This window comes from Frankia sp. RB5, from assembly GCF_059816245.1.
The window spans coordinates 15,084-32,431 of record NZ_JCBATA010000085.1; the positions used below are offsets into that span (position 1 = coordinate 15,084).

The following is a 17,348-nucleotide window of genomic DNA, read 5'->3' on the forward strand; positions in this document are numbered from 1 at the left end:
TCTCGCTCTCGTGAGTGTCGCCGCGACGGCGTGGCCCACGCTCATGCTCGCTCTTCCGCTGGGAGCCGGGCGGCGACTCGGAACCAGCCGTCGCGCTGATGACCGAACTCCAGTTCGCCACCGAGCACCGAGGCCCGTTCTCGCATCCCGATGAGGCCGTGCCGAGCCGACTCGTTGGTCACGAGTGCATCCCCGGTGCCGCCGAGGATCGGAACCCGGGCCGGCTCGGCGGCTGTCCCGTCATTGGTCACCTCGATGTCAAGGCATCGGTCACGATAGGCGAGTGCGACCATGACCTGGCGGGGACGCGCGTGCTTCACCGCATTGGTCAGAGCCTCCTCGATGATGCGGTAGACGGACAACTCCACACCGTCGGGCAGCAAGATCGGTTCCCCTGTCACTCGTAGCTCGACGGGTAACCCCGCGGCGTGATACTCGGCGACGAGCCCCGCCAGATCCCGCAGCGAGGGCGCGGGGCGGGAGTCGGCGGGGGTGCCCGGGGTGCGCAGCACGGTCAGCATGCGGCGGAGTTCCGTGAGGCTGTGCTCTCCGCTCCGCTCCACCCGGGCCAGCGTGTCGTCGGCCCGGTCCGGCGACGTGCGCAGCACGTCGCGGGCGCCGCGCACGCCGAGCAGCATCACGGTCACCGAGTGGGCGACGATGTCGTGGAGTTCACGGGCGATCGACGCGCGTTCCTCGTGCACCGCGAGCCGGGTCAACTGCTCCTGTTCACGCTGGAGGTGCTCGGCGCGTTCCTCGAGGGCGCGGACATACCGGCGGCGGGTCTGCGCATACCTGCCCAGCGCCCACACTCCCGCCGTCACCGGGACGGACACGATCGACAGTGCGGCCAGGAGCACGGCGGTGGGCACGAGCGCGGCGAGCGCGCGGCGCCAGTCGCCGCGTTCAGCGATCGTGAAGAGTGCGGCCAGGACAGGCGCACCGCCCGGTGCGTCGCCGGTGGCCACCAGCGCCCCGGCGAGCGCGAGCGTCGCGAGGAGCACCATCCACGGGGCCCGGCGGCGCACGGTGAGCGCGCCGCCGGACGAAACCGCCAGCAGCACGGTCGACACCCGCGCGGTGTGGTCGTCGTTGAGGAGAAGGCTCAGCTCGGCGATCGTGGCGGCCACCGCGACGAGGAGATCGAATCCGAGGGCGCGCCGGTCCCACCGGTGGTCCCGCCCCGTGCCGCGGACGCGGGCGGCCGCCACCGCGCGCGCACGCAGTCGCCGCAGCCCCGCCACCTCGATGGTCATGCCAGGTCGCGTCGGCGTTCGCCGGCCAGTGCAGCGGCCATGAGCCCCACCGTCCAGACGCCCAGGACGATCGCCGCCGCGGCCAGGGAGATGCGGGTCGGCCCGTGGACCATGCGGGTCAGCACCGCCACCGCGCCGAGCGGCGTGTAGTCCGACGAACCCTCCCGCACGCGGTCGAACAGCGGGTTCAAGACGAAAGTCAGGATCAGTGCCCCGACCGCCGCCAGGATCTGGTTGCGAAGCAGCGCGCCGACGGCGACTCCGATCACCGTCGCGAGCACCGACGACCCCAGCAGACCCAGCGCCACTCCGGTCACCTCGCCGGCGCCCAGGTCGGGCCCAGGCTGTCGGCCCAGAAGCGGCAGCCCCGCCCCCAGCGAGACCGCGACCATGAGCGTGCCGACGACCAGACCCGTGATCGCGTACGCCGTGGCCCGCGCGAGCAGCAGGCGTTCCCGGGAGGTACCCGAGGCGAGCGCCGCGGGCGCGGCGGTGCGGTGCCGGAACTCACCGGCGACACCGACCGCCCCGAGCAGCAGCAACAGGATCGGCATACCGGACAGGGCCTCCTCCTTCTCCCCCACCTCGTCGAGCGTTCCCGAGGCGACCGCGACGATCATCGCATTGGCGGCCGTCAGAGCGACCGAGGTCACCGCGAACGCCAGCGCCGTGCGCGTGCTCAAAATTTTGATCAGCTCACCCCTGACCAGCCGGCTCACGCGTCCTCCCCTCCGGTCAGGTTTAGGAAGATGTCCTCGAGCGTTGATCCACCCTGGGCAATCGCACCCATCGGAGCCTGATGCACGATGCGCCCCTGGTGAATGACGACGACATCGTCGACCAGCCGCTCGGCCTCGGTCAGCGAGTGGCTGGACAGCACGACGGTGCGGCCCGAGTCGGCCCGTTCCCGCAACAGGGTCCGCAGCCATCGGATCCCCTGCGGGTCCAACCCGTTGGTCGGCTCGTCCAGCACCAGGATGTCCGGATCGGCGAGCAGCGCCGCCGCGAGACCAAGCCGCTGGCGCATGCCGAGCGAGTACCGCCCGACCCTGCGGCGCGCGTCCTGCTCAAGGCCCACCAGGGCCAGCACCTCGGAGACCCGCGCCCCCGGCAACCCGGCCATGGTCGCCAACGAACGAAGATGCGCGCGCGCCGCGCGGCCTGGGTGAGCGCCGCAGGGCTCGATGAAGGCGCCCAGGGTGCCCGCGTCCCGCGCGTGTGTCTCACGACCGTTCACCAGAACCCGCCCGGCACTCCCCCGGGCAAGCCCGCTGACCACCTTGAGCACCGTGGTCTTGCCGGCTCCGTTGGGCCCAAAGAATCCGGTGATGGCTCCGCTACGAACGCTGAACGACACGTCCTCGACGGCGACAGACCTGCCGTAGTGCTTTGCCAACCCTTCGACGGTGATAGCCGCACCGGTATGGCCGGCCGCAACCGCGTCAGCCGTTCGTGAAATTCCCATGCCGGAAGAATCCAGTCCGCTGACCTCGTGGTCATCCCCACCTGGACGGACTTCTTGGCTCGACCGTGGGCGCAGACCGCGGCGACCATTCCTCCTCCCCGGGGCGGATGATCGTGAAGGGGGGACGGCCACGGAGGCGGACGGCCACCTGAGATGAGAGGGCGGTCTGGCCAGCGGCGCGACGGTCGCCGAGACGCGGTCGGCTACGGTTGTGTCGTGGGACTGCATCTGAGCCAGATCAACGAGGCGGGACGAGCTGCTGACGAACGATCCGCTGGCGCTGCTGATCGGGATGGTGCTGGACCAGCCAGTATCGGAAGGATGGAGCGGGATGGGGCAATCCGTACTCGCCTGACCGTGTAGCGCCAGAATCTATCTGGGATCCGCTGGTGCGGAGTGAAGGACCGCAGCGGGCGACCGTGTCGGCGTTTGACGTGCGGGAGCCTGCGTCGGTAGCACGGCATGTACTTTCTCCCGCCGTTCTCCGGAACGGGCGCGGCTTTTTCTAGATCGTCTGCGTTCCGTCGCCGGTGCGGCCAAGGCGGGCCTACCGGGACAGCGCGCCGAGCAGGGCGACGGTGCGGGCGCGCTCCTCCGGCGTGGTGAGTCCGGACAGATTGGCGATGAAGTGCGTGGCGCCGGCATCGGCCAATCGCGCCAGCTCCTTCTCGACGTCGCGTTCGTCTCCGACGATCGCGACATCGGCTGGGGACCAGGCGCCCTCGCGGTCGAGGATCGTCCGATAGGACGGGACCGCCGCGAAGAAGGCGAGGTTGGTCGCGGCGCGGGCGCGGGCTTCGTCGGGTCTGTCGGTCACGCAGATGGGGAGGCTGGCGATGACCTCACGGTGCTGCCCACCGGCGCCGGCGGCCAGCACGGGCGCGATGTGCTCGGCGATCGTGCGCGGGCCGGCCAGCCAGGTGATGGTCCCGTCGGCCAGCTCGCCGGCGAGGCGCAGCATGGCAGGGCCCAGCGCCGCGAGCAGCAGCGGGGGAGGCGGAGTGGCTCCGGCGACCCGGGCGGACCATCCTGAGGTGTCCGCAGTCACCTCCTGCCCGCGGATGGTGACCGTCCCGGTCTGGAGGAGCGGGCGGAGAGCGGCGAGGTACTCGCGCATCCGGTGGACCGGTCGGTCGAAGCGCAGGCCATAGCGCTGTTCGACGGTGGCGCGGCTACCGACTCCGAGGCCGAGCCGCAGGCGCCCGCCGACCGCGGCCTGGGTCGTCTGCGCCTGGCTGGACATCGCGATCGGGTGCCGCGAGTGGATGGTCGTCACGGCCGTTCCCAGGGCCAGCCCCGGGACCTCCCGCCCGATGAGTGCGAGGGCGGTCAGCGCGTCGACGTCATAGACCTGGCCGAGCCAGAGTGATGCCAGTCCGGCGTCCGCGACGGCGCGGGCCCGGGTGACGAGGTCGTCCACCGCGTTGGGGCCGTCCGCGGCGGGCAGTTCGAGCGCGAGTCCAAGCGGGATCATCGTTCGGCACCGCCGTCCGCGGACTTCGAGCTTGCGTGACGCCCATCTATTGCGTGACGCCCATCTATGATGACCGGGTGCGTCCGCTGCCAGAGATCATGCCCGGCGCGGTTCGGTCGGGTGTGGCGTACCGCTCGGGCCGCGACAGGTGGTATCTCACAGCTGAGGGTAGGCAACATGCGGCTCCCTTCAAGGGCGGCTATGGGTACCTGACGCCAGGTTCTCCTCCACACTCCGTGAATCCAAAACTCCCACTTTCACAGGATGAAAGCTGGTCTACTCGTGGAGAGGGGAGCACGCGATGTCGGTGCTGGGCAGAGCGTTCTCGGTGCTGGACGCGTTCGCGGACGGGACACCCAGCCTGCGTCTGACCGCGATCGCTGAGCGTTCCGCCCTGCCGCTGCCGACCGCGTTGCGGCTGGTACGCGAGCTGGTGGCCTGGGGTGGCCTGGAACGGCAGTCCGACGGGTCCTACCGGCTGGGAAGCCGGCTGTGGACGCTCGGTGGGCAGGCTCCCTGCCGCCGCCGGCTGGTCGAGACAGGACGTCCCGTTCTCGACAGACTGAACAGGACGACGGGGCTACCAGTGCTGCTCGCGGCATTGGACGGTATCCGCTTCGTCGTCGTGGACGGTGTCGGCTCCACCCTGCGGCCGGGAACGATGCTGCCCCCGCACGCCACCGCGGCCGGCAAGGTCCTGCTCGCCTATCTGCCGGACTCCCGCCGCCGCCAGGTGCTGGCCGACCTGGTCCGCCTCACGCCGTACACGCTTACCGCGCCTGGACCGCTGGATCGGCAGCTCGCCACGATCCGGGCCGGAGCGCCCGCGAGCGCGTGGGAGGAATGGCGTCTCGGCGAGAACGAGGTGGCGGTCCCCGTGGACCCGTTCGCCGCCCAAGGCCCCGCGGCCGCCCTGACCGTGACGGCGCGATCGGCGGCCCAGGCCCGCCGCGCTGTCCCCCTGGTCGCCAGAGCCGCGCTGACCATCAGCGGCAGTCTCCGGCCCGCTGGGCAGGCCACGGCCTGCGCGGCTCGCGCTGACGCAGCCGGTGAGCCGCGCTGACCAGCGGTCCGGGTCCATGCTTCGCATCGTCCGTCTGCGGTCGGACCGTGCCGTCAGCTCCTGGATGGATCAGACGCACGGCGAGACCCCCGGCCCTGCCATGACGTCTACGATCGAGGAATCGGCCGGGATGACATCTTCTGCGCGGTGGCCCTACCAGCGGGGCGACAGCCGGTTCGAGCCAGCTACCGTGATGGCCGTGGGACTTCATCTGAGCCAGATCGACGAGGCGGACGAGCTGCTGACCAACGACCCGCTTGCCCTCCTTATTGGGATGGTTCTGGACCAGCGGGTTTCGGATAGTTGGAGTGGATGGGGCGATCCTCGTCCGTGAAGGCGGACCCGCCCCGGCCGCAGCCCCTCGTTCGCGCCGGACATCCGCTGCTGCCGGTGCCGGTCAGAGTGTGCCGAATCCTTGTTGCAGCCGGGCCAAGGCGTCGTCGATCGCAACAGCCGGGTCCCGATGCGGCGAGGACGGCGGGGGTTGCCTGCGCAGGTCAAGCTGGGTGATCATCATGATCCCGATGATGGCGCCGCTGACCGCGACGATGTCGGGGTCGTCCGTCTTGCGTCCGGCACGTTCTGCCACGGCCAGGGTGAAGTCGTGTGCGGCGGACGTGAGGTGGTCCAGGTGGGCCGCGCGGACTTCGGGTATCGCGGCGATGAGCTCGGTGCGGTGCCGCTCCAGGGCGCGCTGCTCGGGACTCAGGGTGGCGTAACCGGCGCGCAGCACCTCACGGAAGGCCGTGATGACGCCCTCGTCCGCGGGGCGGGCGCGGAAGTGGACCAGCATGTCGTAGTCGGCGGCGTCCCACAGGACCATGTCGGGCTTGGTCGGGAAGTGGCGGAAGCAGGTCCGCGCAGCGACCCCGACCTCTTCGGTGATCATGCTGACCGTGGTCTCGGTATAGCCTCGCTCGGCGAACAGCCGTAGCGCGGTCGACTGGATCGCCTGCTTGAGCGCGATGGTCTGCGTCTGACTCCACGATGGTCGCTCCGGCGACAATGACGCCTCCTTTCGACAACGATGTCAGCGCGTGCCATGTCGATCATGTCTCGCCACCCGCCTGGCTGACGTGCGGCGGCCGCGACACGCCAGCGACGGTGCCGGCGATGTCGACAGCGTCTCCTTCGTCGCCGTCGTCGGGGGCGTCTGGCAAGGCGGTGGTTGCCCTGCGTGGGAACAGCGCCAGTGCCAGGAGCGCCCCGGTGAACGCTATCCCGCCGCAGACGAGCAAGGCGGTGTCGATGCCGTCGACGAACGCCGAGCGGACGTCGTCGAGCAGGGCTGGTGAGTGGAGCTGGTGGGCCAGCGCGGTGCCGTCGAACACCCCGCCGCGCGCGGTATTGGCCTGGGCAGGGGTGAGTCCGGTCGTCGCCGGGGTGCTGCCGAGGTTGGCGCGGTAGCTGGCAGTCTGTCCGTGACGGCAGTTCGTCGCTGACTCCCGACCAGGGTTTCTCCGCGCGCTGGCGCGGGATGAGGTGCGCGACGTTCGACGACGACCGCTGAGATCTAAGCCGACGTCGGCTCGATGCCGTCGGCCACGCTCGGCTGGGCTGGTGTGAGCTCGGCGAGCAGGCCGAAGAGTTCGTCGATACGTTCGACGAGTACGACCACCAGTTCGCGGCCGACGTGCTCTGGGGCAGTCCTTACGGGATGACGTTGGCCGGGTTCGACCTGCTCAACGCCATACAGAACACCCCGATCGCGCACCAGCCCTGATCAACGCATCCTGTGCGGTGAGGCGATAACTCGGTTTGGGGCTACCAGGGCATCGAGAACCCTCCCCTTCTCGATCAACAGTTTCAGTGCGTATCGAGGCTGCTGGTCGGAGAGCTCAAGCGTTTCGGCTATCTCCGTCTTCGACTTCGGTCCGCATCGTGTCGATCGACAAGGACGGACCCGGTATCGGCCCGGGCAGGGGGCTCGCCGCCGGGCGCAGGCCGGCCACGATGACGGCCAGGTAGCGGCGCCCCAGCTCGGGCGCGACATGCGCCAGCGGTGCGGCGGCCTGATAGGCGCCACGCAGGAGCAGAAGAACGTCCTGCCCCGTCACGTCGTCTCGTATCCCCCCGTGCTCGCGGGCGCGTTCCGTGAGCGCCGTCGCGGTCCGGCCCAGGCGATCCGCGGCGGCTTTGATCTCCGGGTCGTTGTGGACGACGCCGATGGCGATCTGGCAGACGGAGCGGTCACGTGCCTGGAGGTCGACCCCCAGGGTCATGAACTCGATCAAGGCCGCGGTCGGGTCAGCGGATTCCAGGAGGGCGTCTCCGGCGTCGGAGAGATAGTCGAGCTGATCGCCGACTATCGCGGCGATCAGGTCCTCTTTGGTGGGGAAATGGCGAAACACCGTGCCCTTGCCCACGCCGGCCCGCTGGGCGATCTCGGCGATCGAAACCTCGATGCCCTGCTCCGCGAAGGCCGTGGCGGCGGTGTCGAGCAGCAACCGCCGGTTGCGGGCGGCGTCCGCTCGCAACCGGCGTGGCTGCGCCGCGGTGGCCATACTTCCCGCTCCCTTCGACCCGTGCAGTGTACCAACCTGACCGCGCGGTCCACTTCTGCGCTAGCCTCGTTAACATGACCAGGCGGTCCTGTTATGTCGGATGCGGCTCGACGAGGAGTAGATGAGGATCATGAAGACGACGATGCGCGCGGTGATCGCGGACGACTACGGGCCACCCGAGCGGCTGACGGTGGGAGAGTTGCCGATACCCCGGCCAGATCGGGGGCAGATCCAGGTGCGGGTGCGCGCGACGGCGCTCAATCCCGGTGAGCTGCGGCTGCTGGGCGGTGAGCTCCGCGAGATGGCGCCGCTGAGCTTCCCGCACGTCATCGGCGGCGACTTCGCTGGCACGGTCACCGAGGTGGGCGCTGGCGTGACTCGGTTCCGCGTCGGCGACGAGGTGTTCGGGTTGGGTCTTCCCCGCCACCTGCGCGGTCTGGCCGCGCAGGTGGCGTCCCCGCCCTCCCTCACGACGGGCACTCTCGCCGAGTACGCGGTGTTCGAGGCCGACACGCCAGGGTTGACGATTCGGCCTCCCGGGTTGTCAGTCGAGCACGCCGCGGCTCTGCCCACCGTCGGGCTGACCGCGCTCCCGCTGATCCGGGCGCTCGAGCACCGGCGCGGTGACGTGGTGCTGGTCATCGGCGCCACAGGAGGCGTCGGCGGTGTGCTCGTGCCCATGCTCGCCGCGGCCGGTGTGCATGTCATCGCGACCGCGAGCGCCGGCGACGGCGAATATGTCCGCGGTCTCGGCGCTCGCGAGACGGTCGACCACCGAGCCGGCGACACGGCCGACGATGTGGCCCGTCGCTATCCCAAGGGGGTGGATGCCGTCGTCAATCTCGCTCTCCCCGGCGATGATCTGGCTGATCTCGCCCGGCTGATCCGGCCCGCTGGCCGGCTGCTCAACATCGTCTTTCCCGTCCATGATCCTGTCTCGTTCACGGGCAGTGACCTGATCGTGGAGACCCTCTTCACCGCCGCTGTCCCAGGAGATCTGGACGTCCTCGCCGAACAGGCGTTGGACGGGATGCTGCCCAACCCGATCGGTCGGCGCTATCTCCTCGCGGAGGGTGCGCGGGCGTGCGTCGATCTCCTGCGTCAGCACACCCGAGGAAAGCTGGTCGTCGTCTGTGACGACGAGGCGTGACGTTCGCCGAAGGCAACCTTGTTTCAGGCTGGCTCCCGATCATCCGGTCGGGAGAGGTTCGGTACGCAGAACGACCCGGCCCTGATTGGCGCGGTTCGCGACCAGCTCAATCGCATTGGTAATCTTCTCGAACGGGACATTGACATGGCGGGGGCGCAACTGGCCGGCCGCGAGCAGATCCCAGAGCTCGGCCCGGCGCCGCTCGACCAGCTCGGGCCGGGTCCGGTTGACCGTGCCGATCGCGAAGCCGATGACCGACTTCAGGCCACCAAGGAGGCTGCCGGCATCGATGGTGCCGCCGCCGGCGCTGAACGCGACAAGGCGACCGAACGCGGCGAGGCTGTCCACGCCGCGTTGCACCAGGTGCCCGCCGACTCCGTCGAGGATCAGGTCCACGGGTTCGCCCCAGGACACCGACGAGTACGTCACTACGTCATCGGCGCCGCACTCGCGGACAAAGCCCGCCTTGTCCAGCGACCCGACGGCGGCAACCACCCGGGCGGCGCCGAGGACCTTGGCGAGTTGCACCGCGAGGTGACCGGTTCCGCTGGCCGCGGCAGTGACCAGAACGGATTCGCCCTCGGTGAGGCGACCGGCCTCGAGCACGCTGCTGGCGATCAGCCCGCCGCGAACCAGTGCGAGCGCCACCGCCGCGTCGACGTCCGCGGGTACGGGCCCGACCAACCGCGGGTCGGCGAGGGCCAGGTCGGCGTAAGCGTCCTCGAACACCACGCCACCAACCCGATCTCCGATCTTGAAGCGCGTGACCTCCGAGCCGGTCGCCACGACGGTCCCCACCAGCTCGCTGCCTGGACGGACTGGTTCGCGGCGCTCGCCGGCCGCGGTCAGCTGCCGGACCAGGCCCACTCCAACTCCGATGGCCTCCGTCCGAACGAGGAGCTGCCCAGGTCCCGGTGTCGGCGCCGTGCGCTGAACGACCTCGACCGGGCCCCGGCCGGAAAACAGGATCGTGCGCACTCTCTGCGTCCTCTCCCGCGACGCCGATCCGGCCAGTGGGTCTGCCGCCACCCGGCGGCCTCATGCAGGCCGCCTCGGCCGCTGACCGACGTCGTCAACTTCAACAGCGTTTAAGTTCAACAATGTTGAAGTGTGGTCATACTGACTCCGTCCGTCAAATCCTTTGGGAGGATCTGCCGTGCGGCTCAGTCGGGATCAAGTACTCGGCGTCGCGCTCGACCTGCTCGACGAGGTGGGGCTGGACCAGCTGACTATGCGTCGGCTCGCTGGGGCACTTGGCGTGCAGAACGGTGCGACCTACTGGCACTTCCCCGGCAAGCAGGTGCTGCTGGAGGCGATGGCCGACGCGCTGCTGGCTGGAGTGACGTCAGACCTCGACAAGCACCTGCCCTGGTACGACCAGGTCGTCCAACTCGCTCATCGTCTGCACGAGGCACTGCTGTCCCGCCGCGACGGTGCTCGGCTGTTCGCGGGCGTCTTCTTTCCCTTGCCCAACGCGCTGGCGTACGGCGAGCAGATGATCTCTACTCTCCGCGCCGGGGGGCTGTCCAGCCGAGATGCGGCGTGGTCGGCGGACACGATCACCTACTACGTGGTCAGCCACAGCACCGAGGAACAACTCGCCGCCGCTCTGCCGGATCCGTCCGCGAGCGCCGCACGACTCGTAGGCTCGGTTGATCCAAAACGCCACCCACATCTGTTCGCCGCGCTCGACCATCTCCCTGCTCCGCACCGGGAGGAGCACTTCGACTTCGGCCTGCGTCTTGTCATCGACGGCATCCGCCGCGCCGCCGGGTGAACACACGAGTGATCGGAGCCTACCTCCGGTGATCTGATCGCTGCGGCGGTCGCCGTGACCTAGGTCGGCTACGGTGGTGCCGTGGGACTGCACCTAAGTCAGATCGACGAGGCGGACGAGCTGCTGACGAACGATCCGTTGGCGCTGCTGATCGGGATGGTGCTGGATCAGCAGATCCCGCTGGAACGGGCGTTCGCGGCGCCGCTGGAGCTGACGCGGCGGCTTGGGCGCGGGTTGGACGCAGCGGATCTTGCGGCGATGGACCCGGAGGGACTGGCGGCGGTGTTCTCCGTCCAGCCGGCGCTGCACCGGTTCCCCGCCGCGATGGCGCAGCGGACGCAGAAGCTCTCCCGGATTGTCATCGACAGCTACGGCGGTGACGCTGCCGGGGTGTGGACGACTGCAACCGACGGCCGGCAGCTGCTGAAGCAGGTCGCGGCGCTGCCCGGCTTCGGCACTCAAAAGGCCAAGATCTTTGTTGCGTTGCTGGGCAAGCAGCTCGGGGTGACGCCGCCCGGCTGGCGGGAGGCGTGCGCGCCGTTCGGCGAGGACGGCAGCTACCGTTCCGTCGCGGACATCACGAGCCCCGAGTCCCGCATCAAGGTCCGCGACTTCAAGAAGGCCATGAAGGCCGCTGCCAAGGCGTCAGCTACCTGACCGCGCTCCAGTCGCCGCGGCGCGCTGAGGGCGATGGCTTGATCGGCCTGTTGGCCGCAGAGCGACTTTCGGCTTTCTGACAGACAGCCCGGGGGTGCTGTCGGGGGCGGCCCCCTCTGTGTCAGTCTCGGGTGAGACACCTGTGTCCTTCCAGGTCAGAAGCACTTTCCTGTGCCCCGGCACCGACTACCCTCATAGCAGGATCAGGTAACGTTCGAGATGAACAGCCCAGGCTGGCCGCGCGGTAGCCCGCCGGATCCTTTGGCCGTGGCATAGGATGTGTGAGGTGTCCTGTCCCTGACAGCTCCTGATTCGGTCGATGCCGGCGGCTTCCTTGTCGGCGAGGAGTCTCCGCTCAGCTGCTCGCCACCACCGGGCCCATTGTGACAATCACCATGAATCGCCGAGGTTTACATGGCTGACAAGCAAGAACTGTTCGATGCTGTTGTCGAAATCCTTCGGCGTGGGTATCAGATCTCCGACCTGGATTCCACAGCTGGAACATTCGATCTTCGTGATGAGGATCGAGCAGTTCGCGTCACGCTTGAACTGAATCTTCTGAAGGAGTACTTCAACTGGCTGGACGAGGAGAATGCCGTCCTCGGTCTTGCCGAAGCACAGGGGGATGAGCGGGACCGAGTCCGGTTGCAGTACATCATCATGCAGATTCAGGAATATTTCGACTCGGACGTCTTCTTGTCGCTTGTCGAGATCCGGCTCGACCGGTCAGCTGATGGTCGCGTCTCTCTTGTCCGTCGACGAGGCCCCGAACGTAGATCATTTCTGTCAGCAGATGCGGAAGGTGGCTATTGGTCGTCCGACAGACCTGGCACCTGAGGGCACGTCGCACCCATCGAAGCGAGATTGGCGCGGCCCGCAGACGGCTCCTCGCCGAGCCGTCTGCGGGCGCTATCCCGCCGGTGGCCGGGATCTCCCGGTCATGCCATGAGCCGAACGTGCGCAGCAGGGCGACGGGCTTCTCTGGGACTTCCTCGTGGTCTCGCCCATCGAAGCAGCCGGATACCGGAGATCCATGCCGGGCGCGAGCGGCGACGATGAACTTATTGCCGCTGACAGGTCCCGGACGTGGGATAGACGGTGATAACGCGGCCATCCGTGGCATTGTAGATCATCCTGAATCGCTGCTGCCACACCTGGCGACCATTGCCATCCTGCGCGTACAGCAGCCGATCTCGGCAGCCGGTATTCTGGTCGACGACGACATGGTCGGGATCTTTAGTGTTGTAGTAGATGGCCCAGTGTACCAGGTCGCTCCAGTTGAGCCCGGCCGGTCTGGCCAGGTTCTGGAAATCGTCGTAGTGCCCGTCTTCTCCGCTGCCTCCGTCCTTTATATGGCGGTAACCCCAGCGGTTGTTGCCACATCGCAAATTGATGCCGCCGAAGTCGTAGACCATTTTTTGTTCGCTGGTTGACACGCCACACGCACCCCAGTTGGGCCTGGTTCCCAGCTTTTCGGCGTGCGCGGGTGCCGCCGCTAGCAGTGCGATGCTGAGGGAGAGCAGGAGTGGGAGTAGGGCGCGGCGTAACCACTTCACGGTGATCTCCAAGGCAGCATGGGCGATTTTTGGCGCCATAAGCCTATTGACGAAAACCCTACCGAGTTGTCGCCTCGGCGGTCAAGGCGCGCTCGGAATTGGCTTCGCTGGTTCGGGGCGTGCGGAGGGTTGGTCGGCATGTGAGCAGCCAGAACGCCGGCTAAGTTGTCGTTTAGCAAGCGGGCTGTGTGATCGCCTGTAGTCGGCGTGTCCCGTCCCCTCGAGGGCATCGGCGGGCTCGACTGGCGGGCGGCGATCAACGACAACCTGTCCTGCGACGGGCGGCATGTTTACGTTTGCCGGACCTGAGGTGTTCTATACGCGGGCGATTCGATCGAGTCCGAGCAGGCTGTGGTCTCGGTACGGGTGCCGGCGTCGTTGGCGGACGCGCTCAAGGTGCGCGCGGCGGCTGAGCACATCCCCACGTCAGCCCTGGTTCGGCGCATCCTGTCGCGCGCGGTGGAGAGCCTCGACGCGCCCGTGATGACCGAGGACCAGGTCGAGGAGATCGTGCGGAGGGTCCTGCGAGAGTCCGCCTGAGGGTTGTTTCCACTTCATCCTTCCGAGACCGGTGGGGACCAGCAGATCCCGTTGGAGCGGGCGTTCGCGGCGCCGTACGAGCTGGTGGCGCGGCTGGGGCGGCCGTTGGGACGTGACGGAGCTGGCGGAGTTCGCTCCGGACGAGCTGGGTGTGATCTTCGCGCGGCAGCCGGCGTTGCACCGGTTCCCGGGATCGATGGCGAAGCGGGTGCAGTCGCTGTGCCGGCTGCTGCTGGACTCGTACGGCGGGGACGCGGCGGCGGTGTGGACGACGGCGGCGGACGGCCGTCAGCTGCTCAAGCAGGTCGCGGCGCTGCCGGGCTTCGGTCAGCAGAAGGCGAAGATCTTCGTGGCGCTGCTCGGCAAGCAGCTCGGCGTGACCCCGCCCGGCTGGCAGGAGGCGTGTGACCCGTTCGGCGAGGACGGCAGCTACCGCTCGGTCGCCGACATCGTGAGCCCCGAGTCCCGCATCAAGGTCCGCGACTACAAGAAGGCCATGAAGGCCACCGCCAAGGCGTAGATCGGCCGTCTGACTCCTGGGGCGGTGCGGGATCACCGGCCGCCACCGAACGCGCCCCCGCGAGCGACAGTCAGACCGGGTGGCCGGTCGTCGCCGGCGAATCGGCGTCGGCAGGGTGGGCGCGGAGCCCGTCCAGGAAGAACGTCAGGCACCGGCGCCACTCGGACGCGGTGGCCTCGGTGGATTCGTTGATCACGTGGGCCATCGCGCGGCCGATGGTGCTCAGGTCGGCGGACGTGAAGTCCGAACGCAACCGGCCATCGAGTCGAGCCCGTTCGATGATTTTCTCGGCCAGGTCCAGGCCGCGCTGGCAGGCCTCGCGCACGATTTCTGAATCGGCCGCGACCCACTCCGCCAGCGCGTCGTTGAGACCGCGGTCCTGGGCGCGCAGCGCGAACAGGCCGACCACGAATCCGGTGAATCCCCGCCACGGGTCGGGGTCGGCCAATGCCACCCCCCCGAGCTGGTCCACGGCCGCCAGGCGTCCCGGCAGGACCGCGGCGACGAGCGCCTCGCGGCTCGGGAAGTGCGCATAGAGCGTGGCGATGCCGACTTCCGCGTGGCGCGCGATCTGCTCCAGCGGAGCGTCCAGGCCGCGCTCACCGAACACCGCGGTCGCGGCGTCGAGCAGTTTGGCCCGATTGCGCGCCGCGTCCGCGCGTAGAGGCCTACTCCGCCCGGTCATGCTTCGACCCTACAAGTCGAGGGTGACCCTCGGGTTGTGCTAGCGTGCCTACATAAGTCGAGGAACGACCTCGGTTTAGGTCGACTATCTTGATCGCGAAACTGTGAGGAGCCACGATGTCCGGTCTCCCCGGTCCCACCGTCCTCGTCATCGGGGCTGGTCCTGGGCTCGGACTGTCGGTGGGCCGCCGCTTCGGACGGGAGGGGTTTCGCGTCGCGTTGGTCTCCCGGAACGGCGCCCGCCACGACCAGTACGTGTCGTCTCTGGCCGAGCTCGGCGTCACTGCCCGGGCCTTCGCGGCCGACATCCTCCAGCCCGATCCGGCGCGGCGGGCGCTGGACGCGGTGACTGAGGCGTTCGCCTCCGTCGATGTCGTCTACTACGGGCCGGGCGCCGCCGATCCGGCGGTGCCCCCGGAGCCGATCGCCACCACCACCCGCGCCGATGCCGAGCGGGCTATGTCGATCACCTTCGGTGCCGTCCAGGTGGTGAATCACGTGCTGCCGGCCATGATCGGTCGCGGGAGGGGCGGGCTGCTGTTCGCCGGCGGGCTCAGCGCCGTCACCCCGATGCCCGCCCTGGGATCGCTGGCCCTGACGGCCGCCGCCGTCCGTGCCTACGCGCTGAGCCTCAACGCGGCGCTGGCCGGCCAGGGTGTCTACGCCGGGACCCTGACCATCGGCGGGGTCGTCGAGCGGGGTGACATCTATCGGCAGGTGGTGTCCGATCCCAGCCGGTACGGCCCGGTCGAGGGGCACACACTCGACCCGGACACGCTCGCCGACGCCGCCTGGCGGATGTACTCAGTCCGCGATCGGGCCGAATCGGTCTTCAGCACGTTCGATGGGATCCCGGCCGGCGGATGAGTGCCGACGCGGCCGCTGCGGCCGGCGTCGAGGTGGTCACTCCCGACGAGCTACTCGGCCGGCTCGTGGCCGAGTACGAGTCGCAGATGCTTGCCGCGCACCGGACGGCGGTGGCGTCGCTGACGGGCGCCACAGACAGGCCGACGGTCGCTGCGCTGCGCAGAGCTGGAGCTTCGGTAACCGCCGATCTGATGGATCATCTGATTGGCGGCCGCTGAACCCGTCGAGGTGCCGCTCAGCACGCCACTGTCCGTGGCCAAGGCCGGACGAGTCCGCCGTTCGGACACTCCCACCATGGCCCGCCCTCGTGAACAACGGGGCGCATCGGGTGCGGATGCGCGGGACATGGCGGTATGGGGTCTGAGATCCCGGCGTCTGCCAGGATGGTCTGTAGCCAGTCGGCGAGATCGACCGCGAGGTCGGCCGCGGTTGATGTGGGGGTTACGGATGTGCCCGTCATCCCACCGCGTGTGTGCCGCGCTGATACAGGCCAGGGGCTGACCCAGCCGACCAGCTCGGACTCGGTCATGGTCACCCCCAGTTTCTCGCCAGCCTCGGCGGCTGTGATCCCGCTGCTCGCCGCCCACTGCAGTGCGCATGCCAGATCGACGTCGTCCGGCTCGTCGACGGCGACGGCGAGCTGCTTGGAGAACGGATCCAGCTCAGCCAGTGCGGCCGCCGCCGCTCTCTCGACCCGCCGCCGGGCTGACAGCAGGTGCTTGCCGGGGACGAGCGGCGGCTCGCTCACGCTCTCTGCCGGCGACGAGGCTCTGGTGGAAGACGGTGGCTGCTGGTGGGCCGTCACGCGTTCAGCCAGGTGCGTCGGTCGCGGGCTGCGGCATGGATCCGTTCGACCTGCCGCGGCTGCCACATCTCCGCAAGGTCGCCGATGGTCGTGACCTGGTCGTGCCTGATGGCGCGAACGCGGACGGGATCGTCCTCGGCGCGCGGCGGCGCCTGGGTCAGCTTCGCGGGCTTGACAAACGCGAGTACCGGCTCGACGGGCACCGCGAACCCGCACTCCTGGCTCAGCGCCGCCGATGCCCGCCTGGCCTCGGACCGGGCCTTCCACGGGTACTGCTCCTTGCGTGGGCCCACCCTTGCGACCCGATCGCCCACCCAGATCTGGGCGCCGGGATGGTTCTTGGTGTTGATGGTGAACACCCCGCCCGGGCCGATCAGCAGATGATCGATGTCGACATTGTTGGGAAGCGGGATCGCATGCAGCGCCCGCCATCCCCGGCCGGTGAGCCGCTCCAGTTCCGCGCCTACCGCCCGCTCGCCGATCAGGCCCTTGCGCCACGGCTCAGCCTCCGACGGTCGGCGGAACAGACGGTCGAGCAGCGCGCGCCAGAATCCCGGCGTCAGTTCCTCGATCTTCGCGATGAGCGCCGCGCCGGGCGGGTTGCCGGCGAGGTCGTCCGCGGGCTGAAGCGCCGCGTCCGCCGGGCCGGGCACGAGGGCGGATATATCCGGGGTCCAGCCCGCTGACGGGGCCGGCGTCGATGCCGGTGGCGATGGCGCCGGCGCGGCGGCCCGCGGCGGGACGGGCGAGCGCGGGCGGGCGAGGGGCCCCGACCGTTGTCCCAGGTAGACGGCCAGCGCGTCGAGCGCCGCGTCGTGGTAATCGTCGAGCAGGACGTGAACCTGATCGGTCCCCGGGTCGAACCAGGCGGCACTCTGCCCATCAGGAAGATTCACGTAGAGCCGTGTCCATTCACGGGTGCGCGCTCCAGCACCCCCGGTTTTGATGTTGTTTTAGGCGGTGGTCAGGGCGGGCGCGGTGGCGCGGGGGGCGGGTAGCCAGGGCTGGCCTGCGAGGGCCATCTGGATGG

The 17,348-nt window shown here is 69.0% G+C and carries 22 protein-coding genes; 10 read left to right on the top strand and 12 right to left on the bottom strand.

The window, feature by feature from the left end; all coding sequences use genetic code 11:
* Window positions 1-41 precede the first annotated feature (41 nt).
* The 4 genes from AC6EXY_RS30115 to AC6EXY_RS30130 all read right to left on the bottom strand — a co-directional run bounded on the left by AC6EXY_RS30115 (window position 42) and on the right by AC6EXY_RS30130 (window position 4,195).
* Complete coding sequence (locus tag AC6EXY_RS30115) at window positions 42-1,256, bottom strand: sensor histidine kinase (RefSeq protein ID WP_101835213.1); 1,215 nt, start codon at window positions 1,254-1,256, stop codon at window positions 42-44.
* Window positions 1,253-1,975 carry an ABC transporter permease gene (locus tag AC6EXY_RS30120; protein ID WP_101835211.1) on the bottom strand — a complete coding sequence of 241 codons (723 nt, stop codon included), beginning with the start codon at window positions 1,973-1,975 and terminating at the stop codon, window positions 1,253-1,255. Before AC6EXY_RS30120 ends, AC6EXY_RS30115 begins: the two co-directional genes overlap by 4 nt.
* Complete coding sequence (locus AC6EXY_RS30125; RefSeq protein ID WP_101835209.1) at window positions 1,972-2,721, bottom strand: ABC transporter ATP-binding protein; 750 nt, start codon at window positions 2,719-2,721, stop codon at window positions 1,972-1,974. The genes AC6EXY_RS30120 and AC6EXY_RS30125 overlap by 4 nt, the downstream gene beginning before the upstream one ends.
* Before the next feature lie 547 nt (window positions 2,722-3,268).
* Window positions 3,269-4,195: a TIGR03564 family F420-dependent LLM class oxidoreductase gene (locus AC6EXY_RS30130; protein WP_499818638.1), complete on the bottom strand. Its 927-nt coding sequence runs from the start codon at window positions 4,193-4,195 to the stop codon at window positions 3,269-3,271.
* 301 nt (window positions 4,196-4,496) lie between these two features.
* On the opposite strand from AC6EXY_RS30130, the gene AC6EXY_RS30135 reads away from it, so the two are divergent.
* Window positions 4,497-5,258, top strand: a complete 762-nt coding sequence (locus AC6EXY_RS30135; protein ID WP_101835205.1) for an IclR family transcriptional regulator — start codon at window positions 4,497-4,499, stop codon at window positions 5,256-5,258.
* 16 nt (window positions 5,259-5,274) lie between these two features.
* Window positions 5,275-5,592 (top strand): hypothetical protein, encoded by a 318-nt coding sequence (locus AC6EXY_RS30140; RefSeq protein ID WP_133150876.1) that lies wholly within the window; start codon window positions 5,275-5,277, stop codon window positions 5,590-5,592.
* Between the two features lie 63 nt (window positions 5,593-5,655).
* Here AC6EXY_RS30140 and AC6EXY_RS30145 read toward each other — a convergent pair whose 3' ends face one another.
* From AC6EXY_RS30145 to AC6EXY_RS30155, 3 genes are all read right to left on the bottom strand, one after another.
* Window positions 5,656-6,264 (bottom strand): TetR/AcrR family transcriptional regulator, encoded by a 609-nt coding sequence (locus AC6EXY_RS30145; RefSeq protein WP_101835201.1) that lies wholly within the window; start codon window positions 6,262-6,264, stop codon window positions 5,656-5,658.
* 43 nt (window positions 6,265-6,307) lie between these two features.
* A complete protein-coding gene (locus AC6EXY_RS30150) occupies window positions 6,308-6,589 on the bottom strand; it encodes a hypothetical protein (RefSeq protein WP_207770561.1) in 282 nt (93 codons plus the stop codon).
* 507 nt (window positions 6,590-7,096) lie between these two features.
* Window positions 7,097-7,762 carry a TetR/AcrR family transcriptional regulator gene (locus AC6EXY_RS30155; protein ID WP_499818637.1) on the bottom strand — a complete coding sequence of 222 codons (666 nt, stop codon included), beginning with the start codon at window positions 7,760-7,762 and terminating at the stop codon, window positions 7,097-7,099.
* Between the two features lie 121 nt (window positions 7,763-7,883).
* Between AC6EXY_RS30155 and AC6EXY_RS30160 the strand changes: the two genes are divergently transcribed.
* On the top strand, window positions 7,884-8,912 hold the full coding sequence (locus tag AC6EXY_RS30160) for an NADP-dependent oxidoreductase (protein ID WP_499818636.1): 1,029 nt from the start codon (window positions 7,884-7,886) through the stop codon (window positions 8,910-8,912).
* Between the two features lie 39 nt (window positions 8,913-8,951).
* Here AC6EXY_RS30160 and AC6EXY_RS30165 read toward each other — a convergent pair whose 3' ends face one another.
* A complete protein-coding gene (locus AC6EXY_RS30165) occupies window positions 8,952-9,941 on the bottom strand; it encodes a quinone oxidoreductase family protein (protein ID WP_499842441.1) in 990 nt (329 codons plus the stop codon).
* Window positions 9,942-10,068: 127 nt separating this feature from the next.
* Between AC6EXY_RS30165 and AC6EXY_RS30170 the strand changes: the two genes are divergently transcribed.
* The 3 genes from AC6EXY_RS30170 (at window position 10,069) to AC6EXY_RS30180 (ending at window position 12,183) form a co-directional block, all read left to right on the top strand.
* Window positions 10,069-10,689 carry a TetR/AcrR family transcriptional regulator C-terminal domain-containing protein gene (locus AC6EXY_RS30170; RefSeq protein WP_165818638.1) on the top strand — a complete coding sequence of 207 codons (621 nt, stop codon included), beginning with the start codon at window positions 10,069-10,071 and terminating at the stop codon, window positions 10,687-10,689.
* Window positions 10,690-10,770: 81 nt separating this feature from the next.
* Complete coding sequence (locus AC6EXY_RS30175) at window positions 10,771-11,346, top strand: HhH-GPD-type base excision DNA repair protein (RefSeq protein WP_101835193.1); 576 nt, start codon at window positions 10,771-10,773, stop codon at window positions 11,344-11,346.
* 414 nt (window positions 11,347-11,760) lie between these two features.
* The gene (locus AC6EXY_RS30180) at window positions 11,761-12,183 is read left to right on the top strand and encodes a hypothetical protein (protein WP_101835191.1); all 423 of its coding nucleotides are present in this window, start codon (window positions 11,761-11,763) and stop codon (window positions 12,181-12,183) included.
* Window positions 12,184-12,407: 224 nt separating this feature from the next.
* Here the strand turns inward: AC6EXY_RS30180 and AC6EXY_RS30185 are convergent, their stop codons facing one another.
* On the bottom strand, window positions 12,408-12,782 hold the full coding sequence (locus tag AC6EXY_RS30185; RefSeq protein WP_165818637.1) for a hypothetical protein: 375 nt from the start codon (window positions 12,780-12,782) through the stop codon (window positions 12,408-12,410).
* 471 nt (window positions 12,783-13,253) lie between these two features.
* Here AC6EXY_RS30185 and AC6EXY_RS30190 point away from each other — a divergent pair, with 471 nt between their 5' ends.
* A complete protein-coding gene (locus AC6EXY_RS30190; RefSeq protein WP_243408050.1) occupies window positions 13,254-13,442 on the top strand; it encodes a ribbon-helix-helix protein, CopG family in 189 nt (62 codons plus the stop codon).
* 112 nt (window positions 13,443-13,554) lie between these two features.
* Entirely contained in the window at window positions 13,555-13,962 is a 408-nt protein-coding gene (locus AC6EXY_RS30195) for an HhH-GPD-type base excision DNA repair protein (protein WP_499818634.1), read from the top strand.
* A 70-nt stretch (window positions 13,963-14,032) separates the two neighbouring features.
* On the opposite strand, the gene AC6EXY_RS30200 is transcribed toward AC6EXY_RS30195, so the two are convergent.
* Window positions 14,033-14,647 (bottom strand): TetR/AcrR family transcriptional regulator, encoded by a 615-nt coding sequence (locus AC6EXY_RS30200; protein WP_101835185.1) that lies wholly within the window; start codon window positions 14,645-14,647, stop codon window positions 14,033-14,035.
* Window positions 14,648-14,763: 116 nt separating this feature from the next.
* Between AC6EXY_RS30200 and AC6EXY_RS30205 the strand changes: the two genes are divergently transcribed.
* Entirely contained in the window at window positions 14,764-15,513 is a 750-nt protein-coding gene (locus AC6EXY_RS30205; RefSeq protein WP_499818633.1) for an SDR family NAD(P)-dependent oxidoreductase, read from the top strand.
* Complete coding sequence (locus AC6EXY_RS30210; protein WP_101835181.1) at window positions 15,510-15,731, top strand: hypothetical protein; 222 nt, start codon at window positions 15,510-15,512, stop codon at window positions 15,729-15,731. Before AC6EXY_RS30205 ends, AC6EXY_RS30210 begins: the two co-directional genes overlap by 4 nt.
* A 17-nt stretch (window positions 15,732-15,748) precedes the next feature.
* Here the strand turns inward: AC6EXY_RS30210 and AC6EXY_RS30215 are convergent, their stop codons facing one another.
* The gene (locus tag AC6EXY_RS30215; protein ID WP_101835179.1) at window positions 15,749-16,261 is read right to left on the bottom strand and encodes a hypothetical protein; all 513 of its coding nucleotides are present in this window, start codon (window positions 16,259-16,261) and stop codon (window positions 15,749-15,751) included.
* A 53-nt stretch (window positions 16,262-16,314) separates the two neighbouring features.
* Complete coding sequence (locus AC6EXY_RS30220) at window positions 16,315-17,214, bottom strand: nuclease-related domain-containing protein (RefSeq protein ID WP_341477275.1); 900 nt, start codon at window positions 17,212-17,214, stop codon at window positions 16,315-16,317.
* Between the last annotated feature and the right edge of the window lie 134 nt (window positions 17,215-17,348).

Coding starts and splice junctions, on each gene's coding strand:
- AC6EXY_RS30205 (WP_499818633.1), top strand. CDS start 14,764: ATGTCCGGTCTCCCCGGTCCCACCGTCCTCGTCATCGGGGCTGGTCCT.
- AC6EXY_RS30200 (WP_101835185.1), bottom strand. CDS start 14,647: ATGACCGGGCGGAGTAGGCCTCTACGCGCGGACGCGGCGCGCAATCGG.
- AC6EXY_RS30135 (WP_101835205.1), top strand. CDS start 4,497: ATGTCGGTGCTGGGCAGAGCGTTCTCGGTGCTGGACGCGTTCGCGGAC.
- AC6EXY_RS30180 (WP_101835191.1), top strand. CDS start 11,761: ATGGCTGACAAGCAAGAACTGTTCGATGCTGTTGTCGAAATCCTTCGG.
- AC6EXY_RS30160 (WP_499818636.1), top strand. CDS start 7,884: ATGAGGATCATGAAGACGACGATGCGCGCGGTGATCGCGGACGACTAC.
- AC6EXY_RS30125 (WP_101835209.1), bottom strand. CDS start 2,721: ATGGGAATTTCACGAACGGCTGACGCGGTTGCGGCCGGCCATACCGGT.
- AC6EXY_RS30140 (WP_133150876.1), top strand. CDS start 5,275: ATGCTTCGCATCGTCCGTCTGCGGTCGGACCGTGCCGTCAGCTCCTGG.
- AC6EXY_RS30210 (WP_101835181.1), top strand. CDS start 15,510: ATGAGTGCCGACGCGGCCGCTGCGGCCGGCGTCGAGGTGGTCACTCCC.
- AC6EXY_RS30130 (WP_499818638.1), bottom strand. CDS start 4,195: ATGATCCCGCTTGGACTCGCGCTCGAACTGCCCGCCGCGGACGGCCCC.
- AC6EXY_RS30155 (WP_499818637.1), bottom strand. CDS start 7,762: ATGGCCACCGCGGCGCAGCCACGCCGGTTGCGAGCGGACGCCGCCCGC.
- AC6EXY_RS30115 (WP_101835213.1), bottom strand. CDS start 1,256: ATGACCATCGAGGTGGCGGGGCTGCGGCGACTGCGTGCGCGCGCGGTG.